Source organism: Pseudomonas sp. NPDC047961 (assembly GCF_050272435.1).
GTDB lineage: Bacteria > Pseudomonadota > Gammaproteobacteria > Pseudomonadales > Pseudomonadaceae > Stutzerimonas.
Genome location: NZ_JBNNMD010000004.1, coordinates 436,826 through 458,498, shown reverse-complemented (window position 1 = coordinate 458,498; position 21,673 = coordinate 436,826). Strand labels below are relative to the sequence as shown.

Here is a 21,673-nt window from a genome sequence, read left to right as displayed (position 1 = left end):
CCATGCAGCGGGCACGGTCTTTCGATCAGGCAAGCAGGCCCTGATAGAAGTGACATTCGCGCTGCAGCGCATCGGCCAGGTTGCTTGCCTGGCGAAAGCCGTGGCGCTCGTCTGGATAGAGGCAATATTCCACCCGCAGGCCCTGCTCGCGCAGCGCTGCAACCATTGACTCGGTCTGCTCGGGAAGCACCACAACGTCCTGACCGCCTTGCAGGAAGATCATCGGAACCCGAATCTGTGCCGCGTTGTTTAGCGGCGTGCGTTCCCGGTACCGCTGGGCGTCGCGCACCGGATCACCGATCAGCCAATCCAGGTAGTCCGCCTCGAATTTGTGGGTTACCCGACGCAACGCCAGTGGATCGCTGACCCCGTACAGGCTGGCGCCGCCTGTAAATCCGGCATCGGCGACCAATGCGCTTAGTGCACTGTAGCCGCCGGCGCTGGAGCCACGAATGAAGGTCCGCGCCGGATCGATCTGGCCGCGCACGGCCAACGACTGCACCGCCGCACAGGCATCCTCGACTTCCACTACACCCCAGTTGCCGCGCAAGCGTTGTCGGTAGGCACGTCCAAATCCGCTGCTGCCACGGTAATTGATGTCGGCAACGGCAAAACCGCGTTGGGTCCAGTACTGAATGCGCGGATCGAAGACCGGATAGCTGGCCGAGGTCGGCCCGCCATGCATGAACACAACCAGCGGTGGCTTCTCCCCGGGCAAGCCGCGGTGGTCCGCATTACAAGGCGGATAGAAGAAAGCGTGCGCGACTTCCTCCTGCCCGGTGGCAAAACTGAACGGTTGTGCACGAGACAGCTGCTCAGCCGGCAATGGTTGCTCGCCACCGGCCAGTATCGTGATCTCGCCGTTGAGACGGTTGATTGCCAGTACGGCGGGCACCCGGTCCGGCGCTCCGGCAAGGCAATAGTAATGGCGGTCATCCGCGGCCAACTGGCGACAACGGCTGTACTCGGGCGCGAGCTCCCGCTCGTTGCCCTCAGCGTCATGCTCGAACAGCAAGCCGTACCCGTCCACCAGTCGGGTCGACAACCAGGCGCCCTCGGTTAGTGGAAGGTAGCTGACGGTCGCTAATTGCCAAGGCGCGGGGGCGTGGTCGAAGCGATGACGGACAAAGCGATCCGACGGCACCATTAAATCGCCCTGGCTTCGCCAGGGTTGCCACCAACCGGCTCGGTCGGTCAGGCAAAACAGCGTGCCGTCACCGGCGAAGCGAGGCTGTTGCAGCGATTCCGTACCCTCGGCGCCTGCTAGACACACCGGCTGATCGAGCCGCCCGTCAGGCAGGTAGTCGGCCATCCAGAGGCTGGTGGCCGTCCAGGGCTGCTCGGGGCGATGCCACTGAATCCAGGCCAAACGCTCACCAGCGGCATCCAGTGTCGGCGAGGCATAGAAGTCAGCGCCTTCGGCAAGCAGCTCTTGTTCGCCGGCAAGCGAAACGCTCACCAGTCGATGCTCGACGCCCTTGTCATGGTGGGTTTCCTCCACCGCGACGATTGCACCTCGGCGGTGATCGTATTGCAGGTCACCATAACGGCAGCGAGCACGCGAGGTGAGCGCCACCGGCTGGCCAGCCCTCGTACCGGCAAGCGGTTGCAGATAGATCTGCTGGTCGCTTTCATTGACGAAAGCAACACCTTCATCGGTCAGGCAAAGCGCACCACCACCGTATTCGTATACCCGGCTGCGCAGGGAAAACTCAGCCGGTGTCAGGCACTGCGCCTTGCCGTCGCGCCAGTACCAGAGGGTGCAACGCGCATCGGCGGGATCGTACTGAATCCAGAACAAGCCGCCATGCCCGGCACGCAGCTCTGCGAAGTCGCGGCTGGCCGAGGCGGATTTTTCGGCGGTCCAGTCGCTGCTCCAGAAGCCATACGGCGTTTCGGTTTTGCTCATATCGATCGGTTCCGGTCGGTCAGGCATGCCCCAAACGGACCTATACCTTGAGAATCAGCTTGGACGCCTTCTCGTTACGGAAAGTCAGCTCATCCAGCCCGCGCGGGGCCTGCTCGGCCTCGATGCGTGCAGCGAGAATCTTGTCATGATGCACGGATTTGCTGCATACCGGATCCGCATTGGCGGCGTCGCCGGTGAGCATGAAGGCCTGGCAGCGGCAGCCGCCGAAGTCTTTTTCCTTTTCATCGCAGGATTGGCACGGCTCGGGCATCCAGTCGAAGCCGCGAAACTTGTTGAAGCCCATCGAGTGCTTCCATATCTGCTCGATGCTTTGCTCACGCACGTTGGGAAAGGTAATGGGCAGTTGGCGTGCGCTATGACAAGGCAGCGCCGTGCCGTCAGGGGTGATGTCAAGAAACAGGTTGCCCCAGCCGTTCATGCAGCCCTTGGGACGCTCTTCGTAGTAATCGGGCGTGACGAAGATCAGCTTGCAGGGGTGATTCTCGGCGGCGAGCTTGTCACGCCATTCATTGGTGATCCGCTCGGCACGTACCAGTTGTTCCTTGCTAGGTAACAGCCCGGCGCGGTTGAGCTCGGCCCAACCATAGAACTGACAGGTCGCGAGTTCCACGAAGTCGGCTTCGAGCTCCAGGCAGAGCTGAATGATGCGGTCGATGTTGTCGATGTTGTGCCGATGGGTGACAAAGTTGAGCACCATCGGATAGCCGTGCGCCTTGACCGCCCGCGCCATGGCAAGCTTCTGGGCGAACGCCTTTTTCGACCCGGCGAGCAGGTTGTTCACTTCCTCGTCAGCGGCCTGAAAGCTGATTTGAATATGGTCGAGCCCTGCGTCGGCGAACGAGGCGATCTTCTCCTCGGTCAGGCCGATGCCAGAGGTGATCAGGTTGGTGTAATAGCCCAGGTCCCGTGCCGCCTTGATCAGCTCGGCAAGATCCTGACGGACCAAGGGTTCGCCACCGGAGAACCCGAGTTGCGCTGCGCCCATCTCGCGCGCCTGGCGGAACACCTCGATCCACTCGGCAGTGCTCAGCTCATCGTGGCTGCGAGCGAAATCCAGCGGATTGGAGCAATACGGGCATTGCAGTGGGCAGCGATAGGTCAGCTCCGCCAGCAGCCACAGCGGCGGACCTGGCTCGAAACCTGGTTTAGCGAAGCTCGATCCAGAACCGTTCAACGGCGACCTCCAGGAATGCAACGATGTCTTCCTCGATGCCCTCGGCATCGGGGAAGCGGCTCTGCAGGATGGAGACAATTGCGCCGACACTCCGGGTGCCATCCACTTCGCCCAGGACCGCTGATGCGCTCTCGTTCAGCTTGATCATGCCCTCGGGATACAGCAGCACATGGCAGTTCTGCGCCGGTTCCCATTGGAAGCGGAAACCGCGGCGAAAAACCGGGATCTGGGTCAGTTGGATATCGCTCATGGTCCTCTGTCTCGCCAGTGAAAACATCATCGGTAAGGGCTGGTGGGCTGAAGCCCACCCTACAGCTTATATGCGAGGGCTGCCGCCACTCGATCACAGGTCGCTCAGTCAAGCAGTCAGAACGTGATGCACTTGTGCCAGACACGCTCGCTCGTCACCGTGTGGTATGGCGGACGATCCAGTTCGTAGGCCATGCTCATGGCATCGAGCATGCTCCACAGAACGTCGAGTTTGAACTGAAGAATGTTCAGCATGCGCTCCTGAGCGTCGCGCGTCTTGTAGTGTTCCAGCGTGATCCGCAGGCCATGCTCGACGTCGCGGCGTGCTTCCTTCAGGCGTTTGCGGAAGTAGTCGTAACCGGATGCATCTATCCAGCTGTAATGCTGGGGCCAGGCGTCCAGGCGGGACTGATGGATGGTTGGGGCGAACAGCTCGGTGAGCGAGCTGCTGGCCGCCTCCTGCCAGACGGCGCGGCGGGCGAAATTGACATAGGCGTCTACGGCGAAGCGCACGCCCGGCAGCACCAACTCCTGCGACAACACCTGCTCACGGTCCAGGCCCACGGATTCAGCCAGGCGCAGCCAGGCTTCGATACCACCCTCCTCGCCTGGGCTGCCATCGTGGTCGATGATCCGCTGGACCCATTCGCGGCGGGTATCGCGATCCGGGCAGTTAGCCATGATCGCTGCATCCTTCACCGGAATGCAGACCTGATAGTAGAAGCGGTTCGCGACCCAGCCCTGAATCTGCTCCCGGGTCGAGCGGCCTTCGTACATGGCGCGGTGGAAGGGATGATGGATGTGGTAGTAGTCGCCCTTCGCGCGTAGCGCTGCTTCGAACTCGGACGGAGTCATGGCTGGCAGGGTCATAAGAACTTCCTTACGGGTTGTGCGGGCTGTTCCTCCAGGCACAGATGAGCGCCTTCAGCCACTGATTTCGGTGAACTTCGGGCCGCTCTACCTACAGCTCGATACTCATGCCATCGAACGAGACTTCAATCCCGTGCTCGTCGAGCACCGCCCGTTCGGCGGAGTCCTCGTCGAGGATCGGATTGGTGTTGTTGATATGGATGAGAATCTTGCGCGCAGCCGGCATGCCGTCGAGCACCTCGATCATGCCGCCTGGGCCGCTCTGATGAAGGTGGCCCATTTCGCTGCCCAGTTTGGTGCCGACTTCGCGCACCCGCATTTCGTCATCGCGCCACAGGGTGCCGTCGACGAGCAGGCAATCGGCACTGCGCATCAGTTCCAGCAGTTCAGGGCTGACCTGGCCCAGACCCGGCGCGTAAAACAGCGTGCCGCCGGTTTTACGGTCTTCGATCAACAGACCGATGTTGTCGCCGGGATGCGGGTCGTTGCGGTGCGGCGAATACGGCGGCGCTGAACTGCGCAGCGGAATCGGGGTGATGTTCAGGTTTGGGCAGGTCGCGATGGTGAAACTGCCTTCCAACGCGATCGGATTCCAGCGCAGACCGCCGTTCCAATGTTCAAGCATCTTGAAAAGCGGAAAGCCGGTGCTGAGATCCTGATGAACCATCTCGGTGCACCAGACTTCGTGTGGGCAGCCCTCACGCAGCGTCAGCAGGCCCGTGGTGTGATCGATCTGACTGTCGAGCAGGATGATCGCGCCAATGGCGGTGTCTCGCGGGCCGCGGGCCGGTTGTAGCTTAGGGAAGGACTCAAGCTGAGCGCGAATGTCCGGCGAGGCGTTGCAGAGAATCCAGTTCTCGCCGTCATCACTGATTGCAATCGACGATTGAGTGCGGGGTTTGGCACGCAAGCTACCGTTGCGCAGCCCGGCACAGTTGACGCAATTACAGTTCCACTGAGGAAAGCCGCCGCCAGCAGCCGAACCTAAAATCTGGATGAACATGGGCAGCTCCCAAAAAAACGGAGCCCCGACCAGGGCCGGGGCCGATCAATCAGCGATTGGCGAAGTACATGGTGACTTCGAAACCAATGCGCAGGTCGGTAAAAGCAGGTTTAGTCCACATGGCTGATTCCTCTCTTTTGTGATGACGGAAGTATTCCGACAACTCATTAAGCACCCTACCCCGTCAAAAGCGGAATGGTACTTTGGAAGGAGACAGCGCTCTGCATTGGTAGTGCCTTGGCTGTCGCCGGTTTTCAAGCAACCCGAGATGACACGTGCATTCAGCGGCGCACGGCGGAACGACCATGGGTGCCCCGCCAGGCCAGTTCGTTGGTGATGGTCGCCATTGGCGAGAACATCTCGTAGTCGAATGCGCTCAGGGGTGCCTTTTCCTGTACCCGCAACGGCCAATCATGGTTCGCCAGCGCCGCCTTGCCGATCGCCAGGAAATCCAGCACGCCGGCGTCGAGCAATTGCTGCGCCTGTTCGCCCGTGCCGATGGCGCCATTGCCGATGATCGGAATCTCGACGGCACCTTTGGCGATTGCCGCCAGGCTTTCGCCTTCCTCGAACGCCGGTGCACTTATGTCGCCTTCGGTCACGTGGATGTAGTCGAGCCCCGCGGAGGCTAGCGTGGCGAAACGATAGCGCGCCGCTTCAACCCCACCGTCCCATTTAAGCTGGCTGTCCGTGACCATGCTTTGCGACAGTCGCATACCGACGACGAACCCCGCCCCGACCGCCTCGCGTACCGCACGGATGACTTCCAGCGGTAGGGCCAGTCTGGCCTTGTAGTCACCGCCCCAGCGGTCGGTGCGCTGATTGAACTCGGCGGTCATGAATTCGTGCAGCAGGTAGCCATTGGCGCCATGCAACTCCACCCCATCGAAACCGGCGTCACGCGCATGTTTCGCAGCCTGGACGAAGCCGGCAATCGCTTCATGAATTTCCGCTTCGGTCATCTCTGCGGGTGTCGCATACGGGCCTTCGCCGCCGTAGAAGCTCAATTGTCGCCCGCCCGGCTGAACGGCCGACGGCGCGACGTGGCGGGCGTGGTGGATATTGCCTTGAGCCTGCGCGCCGCCATGCATCAGCTGAGCGATGATCGCCGCTCCCGCCTGGTGTACCGCGCTGACGATCGGCACCCAGCTGTCACGCTGAACCTCGGTGGCCAGGCCCGGCTGGTTCAAATATCCCTGGCTGTAGGCGGTGTCCGTATAGGTGCCTTCGGTAATCAACATGCCGAAGCCGCCCTCTGCGAATGCCTGGTAATAGTCGCGCATCAGTTCGTTGGATTGCCCTTCCGGCTCGGCGCTGACGCGAGTCATCGGAGCCAGCACGGCGCGGTTGCGTAGGCGCAGCTGATTCAGCTGGACGGGTTCGAGCAATTGGGGCATCAGCAAGTCCTCATGAAACATGGGTCGTGCTGAATCTGAGGTGCAACGGGCGTTGGAGTTCGCTGCGTGCGATCGCTGGGCTTTAGCCTCGCATAAAAAAACGCGGCCTTTGGGGCCGCGTTGCGTTGATGGACCACCGCCCGAACCCGGTCGGTCAGTGGTCCCCGCACTGATAGCGTGCGAGCAAGTCAGCCGGCGCGCTGGAGCGAACGCGCCGGGTCCTACGAGTTGCAGTACCGGGGCTTAGAAGAAGCCCAGCGGGTTGATGTCGTAGCTGATCAGCAGGTTCTTGGTCTGCTGGTAGTGATCGAGCATCATCTTGTGCGTTTCGCGACCGACACCGGACTTCTTGTAGCCACCGAATGCAGCGTGCGCCGGGTACAGGTGGTAGCAGTTGGTCCATACGCGACCAGCCTTGATCGCCCGGCCCATGCGGTAGGCGCGGTTGATGTCGCGGGTCCACAGGCCGGCACCCAGGCCGAACTCGGTGTCGTTGGCAATCGCCAGGGCTTCGGCTTCATCCTTGAAGGTGGTGATACCGACCACCGGGCCGAAGATCTCTTCCTGAAACACGCGCATCTTGTTGTTGCCCTTGAGCAGGGTCGGCTGGATGTAGTAACCGCTGGCCAGATCACCTTCCAGACGCTCGGCCGCGCCGCCAGTGAGCAGCTCGGCGCCTTCGTCCTGGGCGATCTGCAGGTAGCTGAGGATCTTGTCGTACTGCTGCTCGGAGGCCTGGGCACCGACCATGGTCTCGGTGTCCAGCGGGTTGCCGCGTTTGATCACCTTGATCTTCTTCATCACCTCGACCATGAAGGCGTCGTAGATCGACTCCTGCACCAGGGCGCGGGATGGGCAGGTGCACACTTCGCCCTGGTTGAAGAACGCCAGTACCAGGCCTTCGGCGGCTTTTTCGATGAACTGCGGCTCGGCGTTCATGATGTCTTCAAAGAAGATGTTCGGCGACTTGCCGCCCAGCTCCACGGTCGACGGGATGATGTTCTCGGCGGCGCACTTGAGGATGTGCGAACCGACCGGTGTGGAACCGGTAAAGGCGATCTTGGCGATACGCTTGCTGGTGGCCAGGGCCTCACCGGCTTCGCGGCCGTATCCCTGCACTACGTTGAGCACGCCTGGCGGCAGCAGGTCGCCGATCACCTCCATCAGCACGGTGATCGACAGCGGGGTCTGCTCGGCCGGCTTGAGCACGATGCAGTTGCCGGCGGCCAGGGCCGGGGCGAGTTTCCAGGCGGCCATCAGCAGCGGGAAGTTCCACGGAATGATCTGCCCGACCACACCCAGGGGCTCATGGAAGTGATAGGCGGCGGTGTGTTCGTCGATCTCGGCGGCGCTGCCTTCCTGGGCGCGGATGCAACCGGCGTAGTAACGGAAGTGGTCGGCGGCCAGGGGCACGTCTGCGTTCAGGGTTTCGCGCACAGCCTTGCCGTTGTCCCAGGTTTCGGCCACGGCCAGCAGTTCGAGGTTGGCTTCGATACGGTCGGCGATTTTCAGCAGCACCAGGGCGCGGTTCTGTACCGAGGTTTTGCCCCAGGCATCGGCGGCGGCATGGGCGGCATCCAGAGCATGCTCGACATCCTCGACCCCGGAGCGCGGGAATTCGGCGATGACTTCACCATTGACCGGCGAGGTGTTGACGAAATACTCACCCTTGACCGGCGGGACAAACTCACCGCCGATGTAGTTGCCATAGCGTGGCTTGAAGGAAATGACGGAGCCTTCCGTACCGGGTTGGGCGTAGATCATGAGCGGCCTCTCTAATTTTTCTGCTTGTCGGAGCCTGACCGGACATGGACAGGACATGGAACGATCTTAGGCAGCCAAACCGCTTGCCCGGAATGCCCCCAAGGGACAGATGCGCTCCTCATTTGGTAGTAGAGGCCAAAACCGGTGCGCAGCCGCCACAGGCATCTGAGCGCCCCAAAAGGCGCGCCATGCGCCTGAAAAAAACCGTCAGATTAGGCCGCCCCAGCTCACATGCAATTGACCATGCGCAAGGGCAGTCCGCTGCCCAGCGAATGTTTTTTTCATGCCACAAAAACACGACCAAATGCCCGGAAAAACGGCCCGAAAGTCTCATTAGTCGAGCGTCAAAAGCGCCTTAGCTTCGAGCCGCAACATTGGTTTTCCCAAAACGTTTGCTTAAGGAGATATGCCATGCAGTGGATCGATCCGGACTTCTGCGACTTGCGTCTGGGCTTTGAAGTCACCGCGTACGTTTACGTGCGCTGAGCCCCCACCGGCGTGATCGCAACCGCCTTCACGCCGGTCGAGCGAGGAAATGGACATGACCGCAACAAGTATTTCGCCGCTGAGCTGCTATGAGATTCGCTCGCCCTTTCTGTTTCGCTGGGAAGAATCGCAGCAAGCGCACGTACTGCTCTATCCCGAGGGCATCGTCAAGCTGAACGCCACCGGTGGAGAGATATTGAAGCGCTGCGACGGCAAGACCCGTGTCGTTGAGCTAATCGACCAATTGGCCCAAAGCTACAACGCATCCGATATCGACGCGATCCGTAACGGTGTCCTGAATTTCCTAGAGGTATCTCATGGCAAAGGCTGGATCCGCGCTAAGGCTTGATGGCAACGGCAACCCCGTCTGGCTGCTGCTGGAGCTGACCTATCAGTGCCCGCTGCAATGCGTGTTCTGCAGCAATCCACGCAACTTCGCCGATTACCGCCAAGACGAGCTGAGCACCGCCGAGTGGATCGATGTAATGGCCCAGGCCCGCGCCATGGGTGCGATGCAGATCGGCTTCTCGGGCGGCGAGCCCACGCTGCGCAAGGACCTCGAAACGCTGGTCGCCGAGGCTGACCGCATGGGCTACTACACCAACCTAATCACTTCCGGCATCGGCCTGACCGAGGCGCGCCTGCGCGTCCTGAAGGATGCCGGGTTGCGCCACATCCAGCTCGGTTTTCAGTCCACCGACCGTGACGTGGCGCGTGAGCTGGCCGGTGTGGACGCCTGGGAGCGCAAACTGCGCATGGCGCGGCTGATCAAGTCAATGGACTTCCCCATGGTGCTCAACGTACCAATCACCCGGCAGAACATCGCCCAGGTGCCGGACATCATCGAGTTCGCCGTCGAGCTGGGAGTGGAGTACCTCGAACTGGCGAACGTGCAGTACTACAACTGGGCGCTGCTCAACCGCGATGCACTGATGCCGACCCATGCCGAACTGCAGAAAGCTGAAGACGAGGCGCACAAGGCACGCGAGCGATTCGGTGATCGCCTGACCATCTTCTTCGTCATCCCCGACTATTACGAAGGTCGTCCCAAGGCGTGCATGAACGGCTGGGGCGCGATTCACGTCACCATCGCGCCAAACGGAAACGTGCTGCCCTGCTCCCAGGCCAGCAACTTCAAAGACCTCACCTTCCCCAACGTGCGGCAGCAACGACTGGAGCAGATCTGGCACGACTCGCCGGTGTTCAACCTCTACCGTGGCGACACCTGGATGCCAGAACCCTGCCGCAGCTGTGACGATAAGGAAAAGGATTTCGGCGGGTGCCGCTGCCAGGCGCTGCTGCTGACCGGCGACGGTGCCAACACCGACCCGGCCTGCAGTAAATCCCCACATCATCAGCTGATTCGCCAGGCCGTTGAACTGGCGCAGGATGCCACTCGCCCGCAAGGCACGCTGATCGCCCGACAGGCCAGTCAGGGGGTGGAACTTGAAACTGCCCCATGATTCGTTCAGCGGCACTGTCAGCGCCGGCCTCGCACTCACGCTCGGTTGCTACTTGCTGCTGCGTTTCTGGCTGGTGAACTGAGCATGCAGATGCTGATCCTCGATCTGCTGGCCCGCTACGCGCACCTGCTGTTCGCGTTGGTCTGGGTCGGCCACAACTATGCCAACTTCATCCAGAACCCACGCTTCGTGCCACTGCAGAACGGCATCGACACCGCCACGTTGAACCGCGATCTGGAAGCGCGGATGAAACGTGAGCACGGCATATTCCGCTACGCCTCCGTGGTGGTCTGGGTGTCCGGCATGTTCATGCTCTGGCAACGCGGCTGGCTGGTCGATGCGCTGCTGCTGCAGGGTCCGCTGGCGGTGATCGGCCTGGGCGCCTGGATTGGCACGCTGATGCTGCTCAACCTCTGGCTGGTGCTCTGGCCGCATCAGAAGAAGCTGCTCGGCTTCGTCCCGGCGACTCTGGAAGAGCGCGTGCGCTGCTCGCGAATAACCTTCCTCTCGTCGCGCAGCAACACCATCCTGTCCTTTCCCCTGCTGTTCCTCATGGCGAGTGGTGGTCATGGCGTGCATCTCTTCTGAGCCGACCGAGCGCTACAGTTTTGCCGCCGGCCCGGCAATGCTGCCGAGTGCAGTGCTAACGCAGATTCAGAATGAATTGCCGGACTGGAACCACAGCGGCTTCTCCTTACTTGAACAACCGTTCACCAGCCCCGCATTCAAGCAGCTTATGGCCGAAACCGAACAGAACCTACGCAAGCTGCTGTCGGTTCCTCACAACTATCGGGTGCTCTTTGTTCAAGGTGGCGCGTCGGCGCAGTTCGGCCTGGTGCCGCTCAACCTGCTGCAGCCCGGGCAGAGCGCCGACTATCTCGAAAGTGGCCACTGGGCGTGCAAAGCGATTGTCGAGGCGCGTCGACATTCACCGGTCAATGTCATCGCAAGCGGCGCGGCGGATGGCTTCAGCTCCCTGCCGAAGCGGGAATGCTGGCAGCTTGATCCCCACGCGGGTTATTGCCACATCACTAGCAACGAAACCGGAAACGGGCTTCAGCTACGCGATTTTCCCGATGTGCCGGTGCCGCTGGTGGCTGACATGACGTCGGACTTTCTTACCCGGCCCATTCCGGTAGAGCGCTTCGGCCTGATCTACGCCAGCGCTCAGAAGAACTTCGGCATCGCCGGGCTCTGTCTACTGATTGTGCGCGAGGATCTCTTGCGATCGCCGCAGCGCGGCCTCCCAGCGGTATTCAGCTATAAGGTACAGGCCGAGCAACAGAGCCGCTTCAACACGCCACCAACCTTCGCCCTGTATGTCGCTGCGTTGATGCTGCGCTGGATCGAGGCTCAGGGCGGACTCGCCGTAATGGCCGCACATGCGCGCGAAAAGAGTCAGCGGCTATACCGCTGCATTGAGGCTGGAAGCTTCTACCGCTGCCCCCAACAGGCCGCGGATCGCTCGAGCGTCAATGTCTGCTTTGAACTGGCAGATGCGCGATTGCTCCAGCCCTTTCTTGCCGATGCAGAGCGCAACGGCCTGTTTCATCTGCAGGGACACAGCCATGTCGGCGCCGTCCGCGCCAGTCTTTACAACGGCATGCCTCTGGCGGGAGTGGATCGACTGGTCGCCTTCATGCGTGATTTCGAGAGCCGTCATGGCTAAGCCGAACAGTGTCCGGAAAATCAGCAGCCGTCTGGCGCAAAGGCTCGCGATGGACCTTTGCTGCTTGGCGTGTCACTTCTCGACTTATCAAGCCAATCAACCGGTCACGGTAATGGGCCTACCGTTCCCCTCGCCGTTAGGTATCGCCGCAGGATTCGACCGTTACAGCAGGCTCGGTCGCCGCGCGGCGTTGCTGGGCTTTGGTTTCAATGAAGTTGGCAGCCTGACGGCAGATGGTCTCGCCAGGCTGTCGCCTGTAAAGCATGGTCAAGCACGTCTAGGCCTGAACCTGACTCTGGACGCCAGCCAATCTTGGACTGAGACCTGCGCCCTGCTACAGACTGCCTGGCCGCTGGCGGACTATCTGGTGCTCAATCTGATCGGCCCTGCCAGCGTCCGGCTGGTCGAAGACCCCGATCGGTTGCACCGACTGCTCTCGTTGTTGCGACATCAGCAACACGCGCTGAACACGGCGGGAAATCGCTGTGTGCCACTGGTCGCAAAGTTGCGCTGCCTGCCGGGACAGGTGCCTGAGTACCTAACCGAAGTGCTGCTGGAGTTGGGTTTCGACGGCTTGATCGCTGCGCATGACCCAGGGCCGCCAGCGACACGGCAGCGTTACCGCGCCTGGCAGGATGACCGAGAACAGATGCAAGCCTGCATGCAGATCGAACAGTTGCACCGCCTGTGCGGCACCGATCTGGCGTTGATCTCCGTCGGAGGAGTACAGACCGCAGGCCACCTCCAGGCGCGCCTCGACGCAGGGGCTCAGCTTATCCAGGTGCATGGAGCTCTGATTCGTCAGGGGCCATGGCTTGCTCGGCGGCTATGCGGATGAGTTCGGGCTCAGCAAAGCCGCGCAGGAGCTTGGCCATCCGCGAAACTTGGCTGTTCGAGGATCAACGCTGCCGCCCAATACCCGTAAATTTCCCATAAAAAAGGCCGGCATAAGCCGGCCTCGTTTTCTTGACGCTTAATCAGCGCTTGGCGACTACCTGCTCCTTCGGCAGTTTGAAGGTCCAGACCATGCCGCCCTGGTTGAAGTCTTTGATGCGCTTGGCAACCTCGCCACCCCACAGTGGAACTGCACCGCCCCAGCCAGACAGGACCGATACGTACTGTTCGCCACCCATTTCCCAGGTAACCGGAGAACCGATCACGCCGGAGCCGGTGTTGAACTCGTAGACCTTCTCACCCGTCTTGGCGTTGAACGCCATCAGGAAGCCTTCCGGGTTACCGGTGAACACCAGATTGCCCTTGGTTGCCAGAACGCCGCCCCACAGTGGCGCGTAGTTCTTGTAACGCCAGACTTCCTTGCCGGTTTTCGGGTCAATGGCGCGAAGCACGCCAATGTATTCCTCGTTCAGCGGGTGAATGGTGAAGCCAGCGCCCAGGTAAGCCGCGCCTTTCTTGTAGGCGACGCCTTCGTTCCAGATGTCCATGGCCCATTCGTTAGACGGCACGTAGAACAGTCCGGTGTCCTGGCTGTACGCCATTGGCATCCAGTTCTTACCGCCGAGGAAAGACGGCGCAACAGTCACGGACTTGCCCTTGTCGGCATCGCCTGGTGCGCCAGGACGGTTGGCGTCGTCATAGATCGGACGTCCATCCTTATCCAAACCCTTGGCCCAGGTGATCTTGTCCACGAACGGGAAGCCGCGAATGAATTTGCCGTTGGTCCGATCGAGCACGTAGAAGAAGCCGTTACGGTCCGCGGTACCAGCGGCCTTGATGGTCTTACCACCGTCCTGGTAATCGAAGGAGATCAGCTCGTTGACACCGTCATAGTCCCAGCCGTCATGCGGCGTCGACTGGAAGTGCCACTTGATCGAGCCGTCGTCCGGGTCCAATGCCAAACGCGAAGACGAATACAGGTTGTCGCCTGGGCGCAGGTGCGAGTTCCACGGCGAGGGGTTGCCGGTACCGAACAGCAGCGAATCGGTGTCCGGATCGTAGTAGCCACCCAGCCAAGGCGCGGCACCGCCGGTCTTCCAAAGATCGCCCGGCCAGGTTTTACCGGCTTCGCCGCCAGAGATGCCGTTATCGACCTTTTTGCCATCCTTCATCACGTAGCCCATGTGACCTTCGACGGTCGGACGGGACCACAGCAACTCGCCATTCTTAGGGTCGAACGCCTGGATCATGCCGACTACGCCGAACTCACCGCCGGCCAGGCCAGTGATCAGCTTGCCTTTTACTACCATCGGCGCGGCAGAAATGGAGTAGCCAGCCTTGTAGTCAGCGACGGTCTTTTTCCAGACGACCTTGCCGGTGTCCTTGTTCAGCGCGACCAGCTTGGCATCCAGCGTGCCGAAGATCACCAGGTCGTCATACAGCGCCACGCCACGGTTGATCACGTCACAGCAAGGCATGATGCCGTCCGGCAGGCGGGCGTCGTACTGCCACAGTTCCTTGCCGGTACGGGCGTCGATCGCAAATACGCGTGAGTAGGAGCCGGTGACGTACATCACACCATCTTTAATCAGCGGCTGCGCTTCCTGGCCACGTTGTTTTTCACCCCCCAGGGAAAAACCCCAAACCGGGCGCAGCTGGCTGACGTTCTCAGTGTTCAGTGCATCGAGTGTGCTGTAGCGCTGGCCTTGCAGCCCCAGGCCGTTAGTAACGATCTGATCGGTGGACTTGGCGTCATCGAGGATTTCCTGATCGGTGACTGCCCATGCCGACACGCTGGACACGGCCATGGCGGCGCAAAGCGCTGTCAGGGCGAAGGGCTTGCGAAGACCGGTGTGCTTCATTGCGGCTACCTCTACGGGTTCATTGTTATCGTCGCCGGGAAGTTTTCCCGGTCTAGTAGCGATTCTTGGATCTAGCCGCTCCTGTAACAATTACACGCAGTACCGATTTTCCTCCTCCCTTGGTAGCAATACTCCACGAAGGGCCCGTCATCCTTGCGTCATGATGGCCAAGCCGGGCTACCGCACCGGCACCGAAGTTGAAGCCGGTGTGCCCGAAAAGACAATTCCTAGCGCAATGCTCGAGCCTTACAACGGACGCCCCTCCGCTCACAAGGACACGAGCCATGCGCCGCCTGATGATCTGCAGCTTCCTGTTGGTATTGGCCGCCACTGCCAATGCCGCCCAGCCGATTCGGCTGGGCTTGAATTACCCAAGCACCGGTAACTACAAAAGCGAAGGTCTGGAGCTTCGCCGCGGCGCCTTGCTCGCTATCGAGACCATCAATCGACAGGGCGGCGTACTGGGCAGGCCGCTCGAGCTGATCAGTCGCAACACGGCCGCCCGCGAAGAGAAGGCGCGAGCCAACATCGAAAAATTCGCGGCCGAGGGCGCCGAGATGGCATTCGGCGGCGCTACTAGCGAAGAGGCCATAGCCGCCGGCCAGCGCGCCCGCGAGCTGGGCCTGCTGTTCTTCCCCACGCTGGGGTACGCCAACGCAATCACCGGACACGACGGCCAGCGTTACCTGTTTCGTGAAACCAACAGTGCCTGGATGAGTGCGCGCGTGCTTGGTGAGTACCTCAGCTGGCACCTACCGAACCGCCGCTACCACTACGTCAGCCTCGACGACAACTGGGGCCACAGCATGGAGCAGGCACTGCGCGAAGCCACCCGCAGCCGTGACCGAGCACGCCACGGATTCTCGCGGATCAGCCCCAGGGGCGCGCACAATGAGGAGTACCTCGCTGCGCTGAAAAAAGCCGCCTCCAGCGACGCGGATGTATTGGTCATCGTCTTGCTCGGCCAGGATCTGGTCCAGACCATGCGTCTGGCGCATGACCTCAAGCTCGACCAGCGGATGCAGATTATCGTGCCCAACCTGACCGGCAGCATCGTCGAGCAGGCCGGCCCGCAGGTGATGGAGCATGTCATTGGCACGGCAGCCTGGACCTGGCGCGTTCCTGCGCTGGTTAAAAGTGAACAGGGCCAAGCATTCGTAGATGCCTATATCGCTCAGCATCAGCGCTACCCGGACAGTACTGCCGCCTCGGCCTATGCCATCGTTCAGCAATGGGCCGCAGCCGCTAACCGCGCTGGCAGTCTGCACAGCGAAAAGATCATCAAGGCGCTGGAAGATCACCGCTACAGCCTGCTCAAGGATGAACAGTACTGGCGCAGCTTCGACCATCAGAACGTACAGAGCATCTATGCGGTACGGGTCCGGTCGCGTAGCGAAATCATGCAGGACAGGTTCAAGCAGGATTATTTCAACATCATCCATCGCATGGACGGCGAAGCGGCGGCCCCGAGCCTTGACGAGTGGCAGGAGGAACGCGGTGACGAGCTGAGCTTGCGCTAGCGCCATGCCGTCTGCCGGCAAGAGGGCTGCGGGCCGGCGCGCCTGATCCAATGGGTTGTTAATCACGGAACGAATGACTGCGCGGAGATCACGCCGAGCCGATACAGTAGGCACCTAATGACCAGGGCGTCATCCCGCCACGCTAGGCAATACGTATGACGCCATTCTTTCGTCAAGCTGGGTTCTTTCAATGAAACAAACGTGGTCCCCGTTTCCCTGGGTGTGCTTCGCCATGTGCGTCGGTGTCATGGGTACGGCGCTCATTTCCCCGTTGTATCCGCTGTATCAACAAGCGTGGCAGCTTCGTACCAGCGACATCTCAATGATCTATGTCGTCTACATGGCGGGCGCGCTGTTCGGGCTGTTGTTCATGGGCCGCCTGTCAGACACCCTGGGCTTTCGCAAAGTAATGCTCACCGGCTTGCTGCTTGGCTGGGCCGGGACCCTGGTGACGATGCTGGCGTGGAACCTGCCTAGCCTCAACATCGGTCGTTTTGCAGTCGGCCTCTCTTCTAGCCTGATCGTGACCAGCGCGTCGGTCGGCCTGGTACAGATTTCCCGGGACGGAGCCTCCCAGCGGATATCGATGATCACCAGCTTTCTGCTCGCCTTTGGCTTCGGCCTCGGCCCGCTGACCGGAGGCGTCATTGGCCAGTGGCTGCCGTTTCCGCTGACGGTCACTTACGTGCCCACCCTGATCCTCGGCGTGCTGGGTGTTTATGCCTTGCTGCGCGTACAACTCAAACCACATCCCGAACTCAGCGCAGCTGCACCGCTCGGTTTGCGAACGTTCATCCCGCGGCTGACCTGGGCCACCCGCCCTGATTCGCTGGCGTTCATGCTGACGTGTGCCTGTCCGTTTTTTGCGTTTGGCGTGTTCGGCATCTACGCGTCGATGGCACCGCTGTTCCTGGAAAAAATGCTGCCCTGGCATGGGCCGGTAGTGAGCGGCACGTCCATCGGGGTCATTCTGCTAGCTTCGGCCATGATGCAGTTGGCCTGTGCCCGGATGAGTCTGCGCTGGTGCGGCTTGCTCGGCCTGCTGTCGGTTGTGTTGAGCAACGCGATGCTTGTACTCAACTTTACCGCTGGCTCTTCGCTGGTGTTCATCATCGGCGTCTGCGCTGCAGCGGCGGGACATGGCATGTGTCTGTTGGCCGGCATCAGCATGGTCAACCGTATCGCGAGCCCCGCCGAGCGTTCGGGCCTGATTTCAACCTACCTGGTGTGCGGCTACGTTGGCAGCATCGTGCCGTTGCTCGGCGTCGGCTGGGTCGCCGATCACTATGGCCTGCCTGTCGCAATCAGTTTGCTCGGCTGGGTAGTAATCGCACTCGCCACGCCATTGGCGTTTTGGTTTTTCCGGCATCCGCGGATGCAGCCAGCCTGACCGGTAAAGAATCGCGCTGCGAACCGACACTCAGGCCAACGAGCATCAGATATACCCCGGCACGCCTAGTCGGCGACCAAGCGGTAGCCAACTCCCGCCTCGGTAATGATGAACCTCGGCGCGGACGGGTCATCCCCAAGCTTGCGCCGCAGATGCCCGACGACCACGCGCAGGTAATGGGTATCGCCGCTGTGGCTGGGGCCCCATATGTCCTTGAGCAGCTGCTGCTGCGTGACGACCCGGCCTGTGTGCTGGGCAAGCTCAGCCAGTACTGCATACTCCTTGCGTGTCAGGCTGACCTCCTGCCCGTCCACGCTAACCCGTCGGTACGCGAAGTCGATGCATAGTGGACCAGACATCGCCAGCGCCGGCCCGCTCGACGCGCCTTGGTTCTGACGCAGCAGTGCACGGACCCGAGCGAGGAACTCCTGGATGCCGAAAGGTTTGGTCACGTAGTCATTCGCTCCGCCATCAAGCGCCATGACCTTCTCGGTCTCGCTCGACCGTACCGACAGTACGATAACCGGCACCTGGCTCCACTCGCGCAATTCGCGCAGCACGGTCTGCCCGTCCATGTCCGGGAGGCCTAGATCGAGCACGACCAGGTCAGGTTTGTTCAAGGCTGCCGAGGCCAGACCGTCCTGACCGTCTCCACTCTCGCTCACGCGATAGCCCTGCGAGCCGAGGCTGATGCGAAGGAATTTCCTGATCTGCGGCTCGTCGTCGATGATCAATATGCTGGCTTGCTGACTCACGTGAGGTCCTTTTCCATCTCAGGCTGAGGCTGTAGCGGAAGCTCCAGGGTGACGCTCGCGCCTCGTCCGCCGAGCCCGTCTCCAACGAACACCCGCCCCCCATGCGCGCCGATCATGCCCTGGCAGATGGCGAGGCCGAGCCCGGTGCCCGGCCCGCCCCGATCACCGCGCGCTGCCGTATAAAACATGTCGAAAATGCGTTCGCGTTCGGCCTCGGGCACGCCTGGGCCCTCATCGCTGACGATGAAACGCAGGCTGCCGGCTCCTGTCGCGACAGCAATCTGCAGCCTGCCTTGAGGTGGGGAAAAACGGGCCGCGTTCTCCAGCACATTGACCAGCGCCTGCTCAACCAATGCAGGGTGGACGTACAAAAGCGGCAGATCATCGGGTACCAGCACCTCAAGCCGCAGCTCTGCTAGCACACGGTGCAGGCGTTGCAGCGCACTGGCAACGATGTCGGCAGGCGTCGTCCAGTCACGGATCAGCTTCAGGCCGCCGTGACCGAGGCGCGTCATGTCCAATAAATTTTGAATGTAGCGGTCAAGGCGCTCGGCTTCGTCACGCGTCGCCTCAAGCAGCTCCTGCCGATCCGCCTCGCTCATGCTGTGCCCCAGGCTCGCCAGGCTGTCGATAGAGCCACGCATGGCTGTAAGCGGTGTGCGCAGATCGTGGGACACGGAAGCAAGCAACGCGCTGCGCAGCTCCTCGGTCTGGCCGTGCAGTCGGGCCGCCTCCAACTCCTGGGCCAGCGTGGCGCGACCCAGTGCTTGCGCCAAGGGTTGAGCGAGCGCAGCGATCAGGCGACGCTTCTGTAGCCCTGCCTGGTCTGCGCCCAGCTGGCGAATGCCCAGCAAGCCCAGCGGCTGACCGTCGCCACTCAAGGGCAGCCACCACCATTGCCCACTCGGCAAGGTATCCGTTCCCTTCCCCGCTGGCTGACCATGCTTGAACGCCCATTCAGCAGCCCCCCGCTCCTGCTCGGCCAGCAGCGGCTCAGACCCGATGAAGATCCATTTCCCCTGCTTGCCGCGCGTCGCGATGACGGCTTCCAGCTTCGCCACCAGTTGCAACTGGCGAACAGCGGCCGCGCCTACGGCCTGAACATCAGTGGCAGCACTCAACTGCCGCGAGAGATCGAGCAAAGCAGTGGTCTCCGCCTGAGTCTGACGCAACGCCTGAAGCTGTCGCCGTTGGCGGCTGGCAAGATTGCCCGCAAGCACCGCCATCAACAGAAAAAACAGGAGCGTCAGGACGTCCTCCTGACGCGCGACGATGAACGTGAACGTCGGTGGAATGAACAGGAAATCGTAAAGAAGAAACGACAGCCCCGCACAGGCCAGTGCCGGGCCCAGACTGCTGCGCACGGCAACCACAAGCACGGCCGCGAGGAATACCAGCGAAATGTTAGGCAACGCCAGATAGCGGGACAACATCAGTGCCACGCCTGTGGCGGTCAAGGTCGCCAGCGCAGCAAGCAAATACTGACGCCAATCCAGAGTGGCGGTAGTTCTCACGGGTGCTGCCGCCAGTGCAGGCTCTTGGCCAAGCACACTGATCTCCAGTCCGCGCCCACCCTTGATCAGTTGCTCAGCTACCGATCGGCGCATTGAGAACGTCCAACCTCGACGCACTCGGCCGCTGCCTACCAGCACGAGGGTGGCGCGACGCTCAATGGCATGTTCGATGAGCGTTCGCGCCACCCGCTCGTCACGCAGCTCCACCACCTCTCCGCCAAGACGTTCGGCCAGTTGCTGGGCGGACTGGAGATAACCCAGCTGAATCTCGCCTCGACTCACGCCGGTGTCGACATGCACGACTGACCATGGGAGATGCCGGCGTTCAGCGACCCGGGCTGCATGCCTGACCAGCCCTTCCGCATAGGCATCACCATCGATCCCTACCAGCAAACGGCCACGGACTGCCGGAGCGGTTTGCCCCTGCAACCGGTGGCGTCGATACAGGTCTGCATCCACTCGCGCCGCGGCGGTCTGCATCGCCAATTCGCGGAGCGCGGTCAGGTTGGTTTGAGTGAAGAAGGCATCGATCGCGGCACGTGCCTGCTCCGGCACGTAGACCTTACCCTCACGAAGACGCTCCAACAGCTCACGCGGAGGCAGATCGATCAGCAGAATGTCGTCGGCTTGATGAAGCACCCAGTCCGGGACCGTTTCCCTGACCTGCACACCGGTTATACCGCGCACTTGATCGTTGAGACTCTCAAGGTGCTGAACGTTGACGGTGGTGTAGACATCGATACCCGCTTCGAGCAGCTCAAGGACATCCTGCCAGCGTTTGGCATGCCGGCTGCCGGGCGCGTTGCTGTGCGCCAGTTCATCGACCAGCGCGAGACTTGGCCGCGCTTGCAGCAGGCCGTCGAGGTCCATTTCGAGCAGTGTCACGCCCCGATACTCGCTGCGGCGCATCGGCTGTTCCGCCAATCCGACCCGCATCGCCTCGGTTTCCGCCCGACCGTGGGTCTCGACCACCCCTACCCGCACATCGCGCCCTAGCTGTCGCTGGCGCTGTGCGGCCTGAAGCATCGCGTAGGTCTTGCCTACGCCAGGTGCCGCGCCGAGGAATACCTTGAGCCGCCCGCGTCCTTCGCGGGGCGCGTCATCAAGCAGGGCATCGGCACGTTGAGCGTCGCTCATTCATTTCACTCGCCGGAATCAGGCTGCGGATTGTCCGCCAGGGCGAGGTTCAGAGCCAGTACGTTGACGATGGCGGGGCCTACAAGGGGCGTCGTCAGCTGCGCCTGAATCAGCCGATCCAGTGCTTGCTCAGAAACCCCTCGGGCGGCTGCGACACGGACAGCCTGAAACTTCGCGGCGGCCAATCTGAGGTGCGGGTCCAGGCCGCTGCCAGACGTCGTCACCAACTCCATCGGCACGGGCTGTTGAGCCGTGCCGTTCCACTCGCTGACGCGCTCGCGGACCTGATCGACCAACTGCGGGTTGCTGGGGGCCAGATTACTCGCGCCGCTGGCAACGGTTGCATGGTCGGCGGCGGACGGACGTGGGTGAAACCATTCAGGCCCTTCGAAAGGCTGGGCCAGCAACGCACTGCCTCTCACCTGCCCCTCCCGGTCGCGCACCAAGCTTCCGTTGGCCTGCTCGGCGAACGCCAACTGCGCCACGGCCGTAACAGACAGTGGATAGAGCACGCCGGTTATCAGCGTCATCAGGATCAGCGCTGCAAGCGCCGGACGGATGTGTTTGAACATGTTTTTTCTCCAAAAGCCGCGCCG

The 21,673-nt window shown here is 61.5% G+C and carries 20 protein-coding genes; 8 read left to right on the top strand and 12 right to left on the bottom strand.

Annotated features, from left to right (window positions below):
* Positions 1–25: 25 nt before the first annotated feature.
* From ACQKIK_RS16360 to exaC, 8 genes are all read right to left on the bottom strand, one after another.
* On the bottom strand, positions 26–1,909 hold the full coding sequence (locus ACQKIK_RS16360) for a S9 family peptidase (RefSeq protein WP_499136707.1): 1,884 nt from the start codon (positions 1,907–1,909) through the stop codon (positions 26–28).
* Positions 1,910–1,949: 40 nt separating this feature from the next.
* Entirely contained in the window at positions 1,950–3,104 is a 1,155-nt protein-coding gene (gene pqqE / locus ACQKIK_RS16355) for a pyrroloquinoline quinone biosynthesis protein PqqE (protein WP_499136706.1), read from the bottom strand.
* Positions 3,076–3,354: a pyrroloquinoline quinone biosynthesis peptide chaperone PqqD gene (gene pqqD / locus ACQKIK_RS16350; RefSeq protein ID WP_045427217.1), complete on the bottom strand. Its 279-nt coding sequence runs from the start codon at positions 3,352–3,354 to the stop codon at positions 3,076–3,078. The genes pqqE (ACQKIK_RS16355) and pqqD (ACQKIK_RS16350) overlap by 29 nt, the downstream gene beginning before the upstream one ends.
* Positions 3,355–3,470: 116 nt before the next feature.
* Positions 3,471–4,223 carry a pyrroloquinoline-quinone synthase PqqC gene (gene pqqC, locus ACQKIK_RS16345; RefSeq protein ID WP_499136705.1) on the bottom strand — a complete coding sequence of 251 codons (753 nt, stop codon included), beginning with the start codon at positions 4,221–4,223 and terminating at the stop codon, positions 3,471–3,473.
* Between the two features lie 91 nt (positions 4,224–4,314).
* Positions 4,315–5,226 carry a pyrroloquinoline quinone biosynthesis protein PqqB gene (pqqB, locus tag ACQKIK_RS16340; RefSeq protein WP_499136704.1) on the bottom strand — a complete coding sequence of 304 codons (912 nt, stop codon included), beginning with the start codon at positions 5,224–5,226 and terminating at the stop codon, positions 4,315–4,317.
* Between the two features lie 49 nt (positions 5,227–5,275).
* Positions 5,276–5,347, bottom strand: a complete 72-nt coding sequence (gene pqqA / locus ACQKIK_RS16335; RefSeq protein WP_003253598.1) for a pyrroloquinoline quinone precursor peptide PqqA — start codon at positions 5,345–5,347, stop codon at positions 5,276–5,278.
* Positions 5,348–5,507: 160 nt separating this feature from the next.
* Positions 5,508–6,623 carry an oxidoreductase gene (locus ACQKIK_RS16330; RefSeq protein ID WP_499136702.1) on the bottom strand — a complete coding sequence of 372 codons (1,116 nt, stop codon included), beginning with the start codon at positions 6,621–6,623 and terminating at the stop codon, positions 5,508–5,510.
* Positions 6,624–6,866: 243 nt separating this feature from the next.
* On the bottom strand, positions 6,867–8,387 hold the full coding sequence (exaC, locus tag ACQKIK_RS16325; protein WP_045427207.1) for an acetaldehyde dehydrogenase ExaC: 1,521 nt from the start codon (positions 8,385–8,387) through the stop codon (positions 6,867–6,869).
* A gap of 411 nt (positions 8,388–8,798) precedes the next feature.
* On the opposite strand from exaC, the gene pqqA (ACQKIK_RS16320) reads away from it, so the two are divergent.
* The 6 genes from pqqA (ACQKIK_RS16320) to ACQKIK_RS16295 all read left to right on the top strand — a co-directional run bounded on the left by pqqA (ACQKIK_RS16320) (position 8,799) and on the right by ACQKIK_RS16295 (position 12,843).
* Positions 8,799–8,873: a pyrroloquinoline quinone precursor peptide PqqA gene (gene pqqA, locus ACQKIK_RS16320; RefSeq protein WP_003282509.1), complete on the top strand. Its 75-nt coding sequence runs from the start codon at positions 8,799–8,801 to the stop codon at positions 8,871–8,873.
* A gap of 55 nt (positions 8,874–8,928) precedes the next feature.
* Positions 8,929–9,222 carry a pyrroloquinoline quinone biosynthesis peptide chaperone PqqD gene (gene pqqD, locus ACQKIK_RS16315; protein WP_319296853.1) on the top strand — a complete coding sequence of 98 codons (294 nt, stop codon included), beginning with the start codon at positions 8,929–8,931 and terminating at the stop codon, positions 9,220–9,222.
* Positions 9,191–10,336: a pyrroloquinoline quinone biosynthesis protein PqqE gene (gene pqqE, locus ACQKIK_RS16310; RefSeq protein WP_499136701.1), complete on the top strand. Its 1,146-nt coding sequence runs from the start codon at positions 9,191–9,193 to the stop codon at positions 10,334–10,336. The genes pqqD (ACQKIK_RS16315) and pqqE (ACQKIK_RS16310) overlap by 32 nt, the downstream gene beginning before the upstream one ends.
* Before the next feature lie 84 nt (positions 10,337–10,420).
* Entirely contained in the window at positions 10,421–10,924 is a 504-nt protein-coding gene (locus tag ACQKIK_RS16305; RefSeq protein ID WP_499136699.1) for a urate hydroxylase PuuD, read from the top strand.
* A complete protein-coding gene (gene serC, locus ACQKIK_RS16300) occupies positions 10,905–12,005 on the top strand; it encodes a 3-phosphoserine/phosphohydroxythreonine transaminase (RefSeq protein WP_499136698.1) in 1,101 nt (366 codons plus the stop codon). Before ACQKIK_RS16305 ends, serC begins: the two co-directional genes overlap by 20 nt.
* Positions 11,998–12,843, top strand: coding sequence for a dihydroorotate dehydrogenase (locus tag ACQKIK_RS16295; protein WP_499136696.1), 846 nt, complete (start codon positions 11,998–12,000; stop codon positions 12,841–12,843). The genes serC and ACQKIK_RS16295 overlap by 8 nt, the downstream gene beginning before the upstream one ends.
* A gap of 139 nt (positions 12,844–12,982) precedes the next feature.
* Here ACQKIK_RS16295 and ACQKIK_RS16290 read toward each other — a convergent pair whose 3' ends face one another.
* The gene (locus ACQKIK_RS16290; protein ID WP_499136695.1) at positions 12,983–14,761 is read right to left on the bottom strand and encodes a PQQ-dependent methanol/ethanol family dehydrogenase; all 1,779 of its coding nucleotides are present in this window, start codon (positions 14,759–14,761) and stop codon (positions 12,983–12,985) included.
* A gap of 284 nt (positions 14,762–15,045) precedes the next feature.
* Between ACQKIK_RS16290 and ACQKIK_RS16285 the strand changes: the two genes are divergently transcribed.
* Positions 15,046–16,281, top strand: coding sequence for an ABC transporter substrate-binding protein (locus tag ACQKIK_RS16285; protein ID WP_499136694.1), 1,236 nt, complete (start codon positions 15,046–15,048; stop codon positions 16,279–16,281).
* A 190-nt stretch (positions 16,282–16,471) separates the two neighbouring features.
* Entirely contained in the window at positions 16,472–17,671 is a 1,200-nt protein-coding gene (locus ACQKIK_RS16280; RefSeq protein WP_052649184.1) for an MFS transporter, read from the top strand.
* 65 nt (positions 17,672–17,736) lie between these two features.
* Here ACQKIK_RS16280 and ACQKIK_RS16275 read toward each other — a convergent pair whose 3' ends face one another.
* Genes ACQKIK_RS16275 through kdpC form a run of 3 tightly spaced genes read right to left on the bottom strand, consistent with a single transcriptional unit; the run spans position 17,737 to position 21,649 of the window.
* A complete protein-coding gene (locus tag ACQKIK_RS16275; protein ID WP_045427185.1) occupies positions 17,737–18,426 on the bottom strand; it encodes a response regulator in 690 nt (229 codons plus the stop codon).
* Positions 18,423–21,077 (bottom strand): DUF4118 domain-containing protein, encoded by a 2,655-nt coding sequence (locus ACQKIK_RS16270; protein WP_499136693.1) that lies wholly within the window; start codon positions 21,075–21,077, stop codon positions 18,423–18,425. The genes ACQKIK_RS16275 and ACQKIK_RS16270 overlap by 4 nt, the downstream gene beginning before the upstream one ends.
* A 5-nt stretch (positions 21,078–21,082) precedes the next feature.
* The gene (gene kdpC, locus ACQKIK_RS16265; protein WP_499136692.1) at positions 21,083–21,649 is read right to left on the bottom strand and encodes a potassium-transporting ATPase subunit KdpC; all 567 of its coding nucleotides are present in this window, start codon (positions 21,647–21,649) and stop codon (positions 21,083–21,085) included.
* Positions 21,650–21,673: the final 24 nt, after the last annotated feature.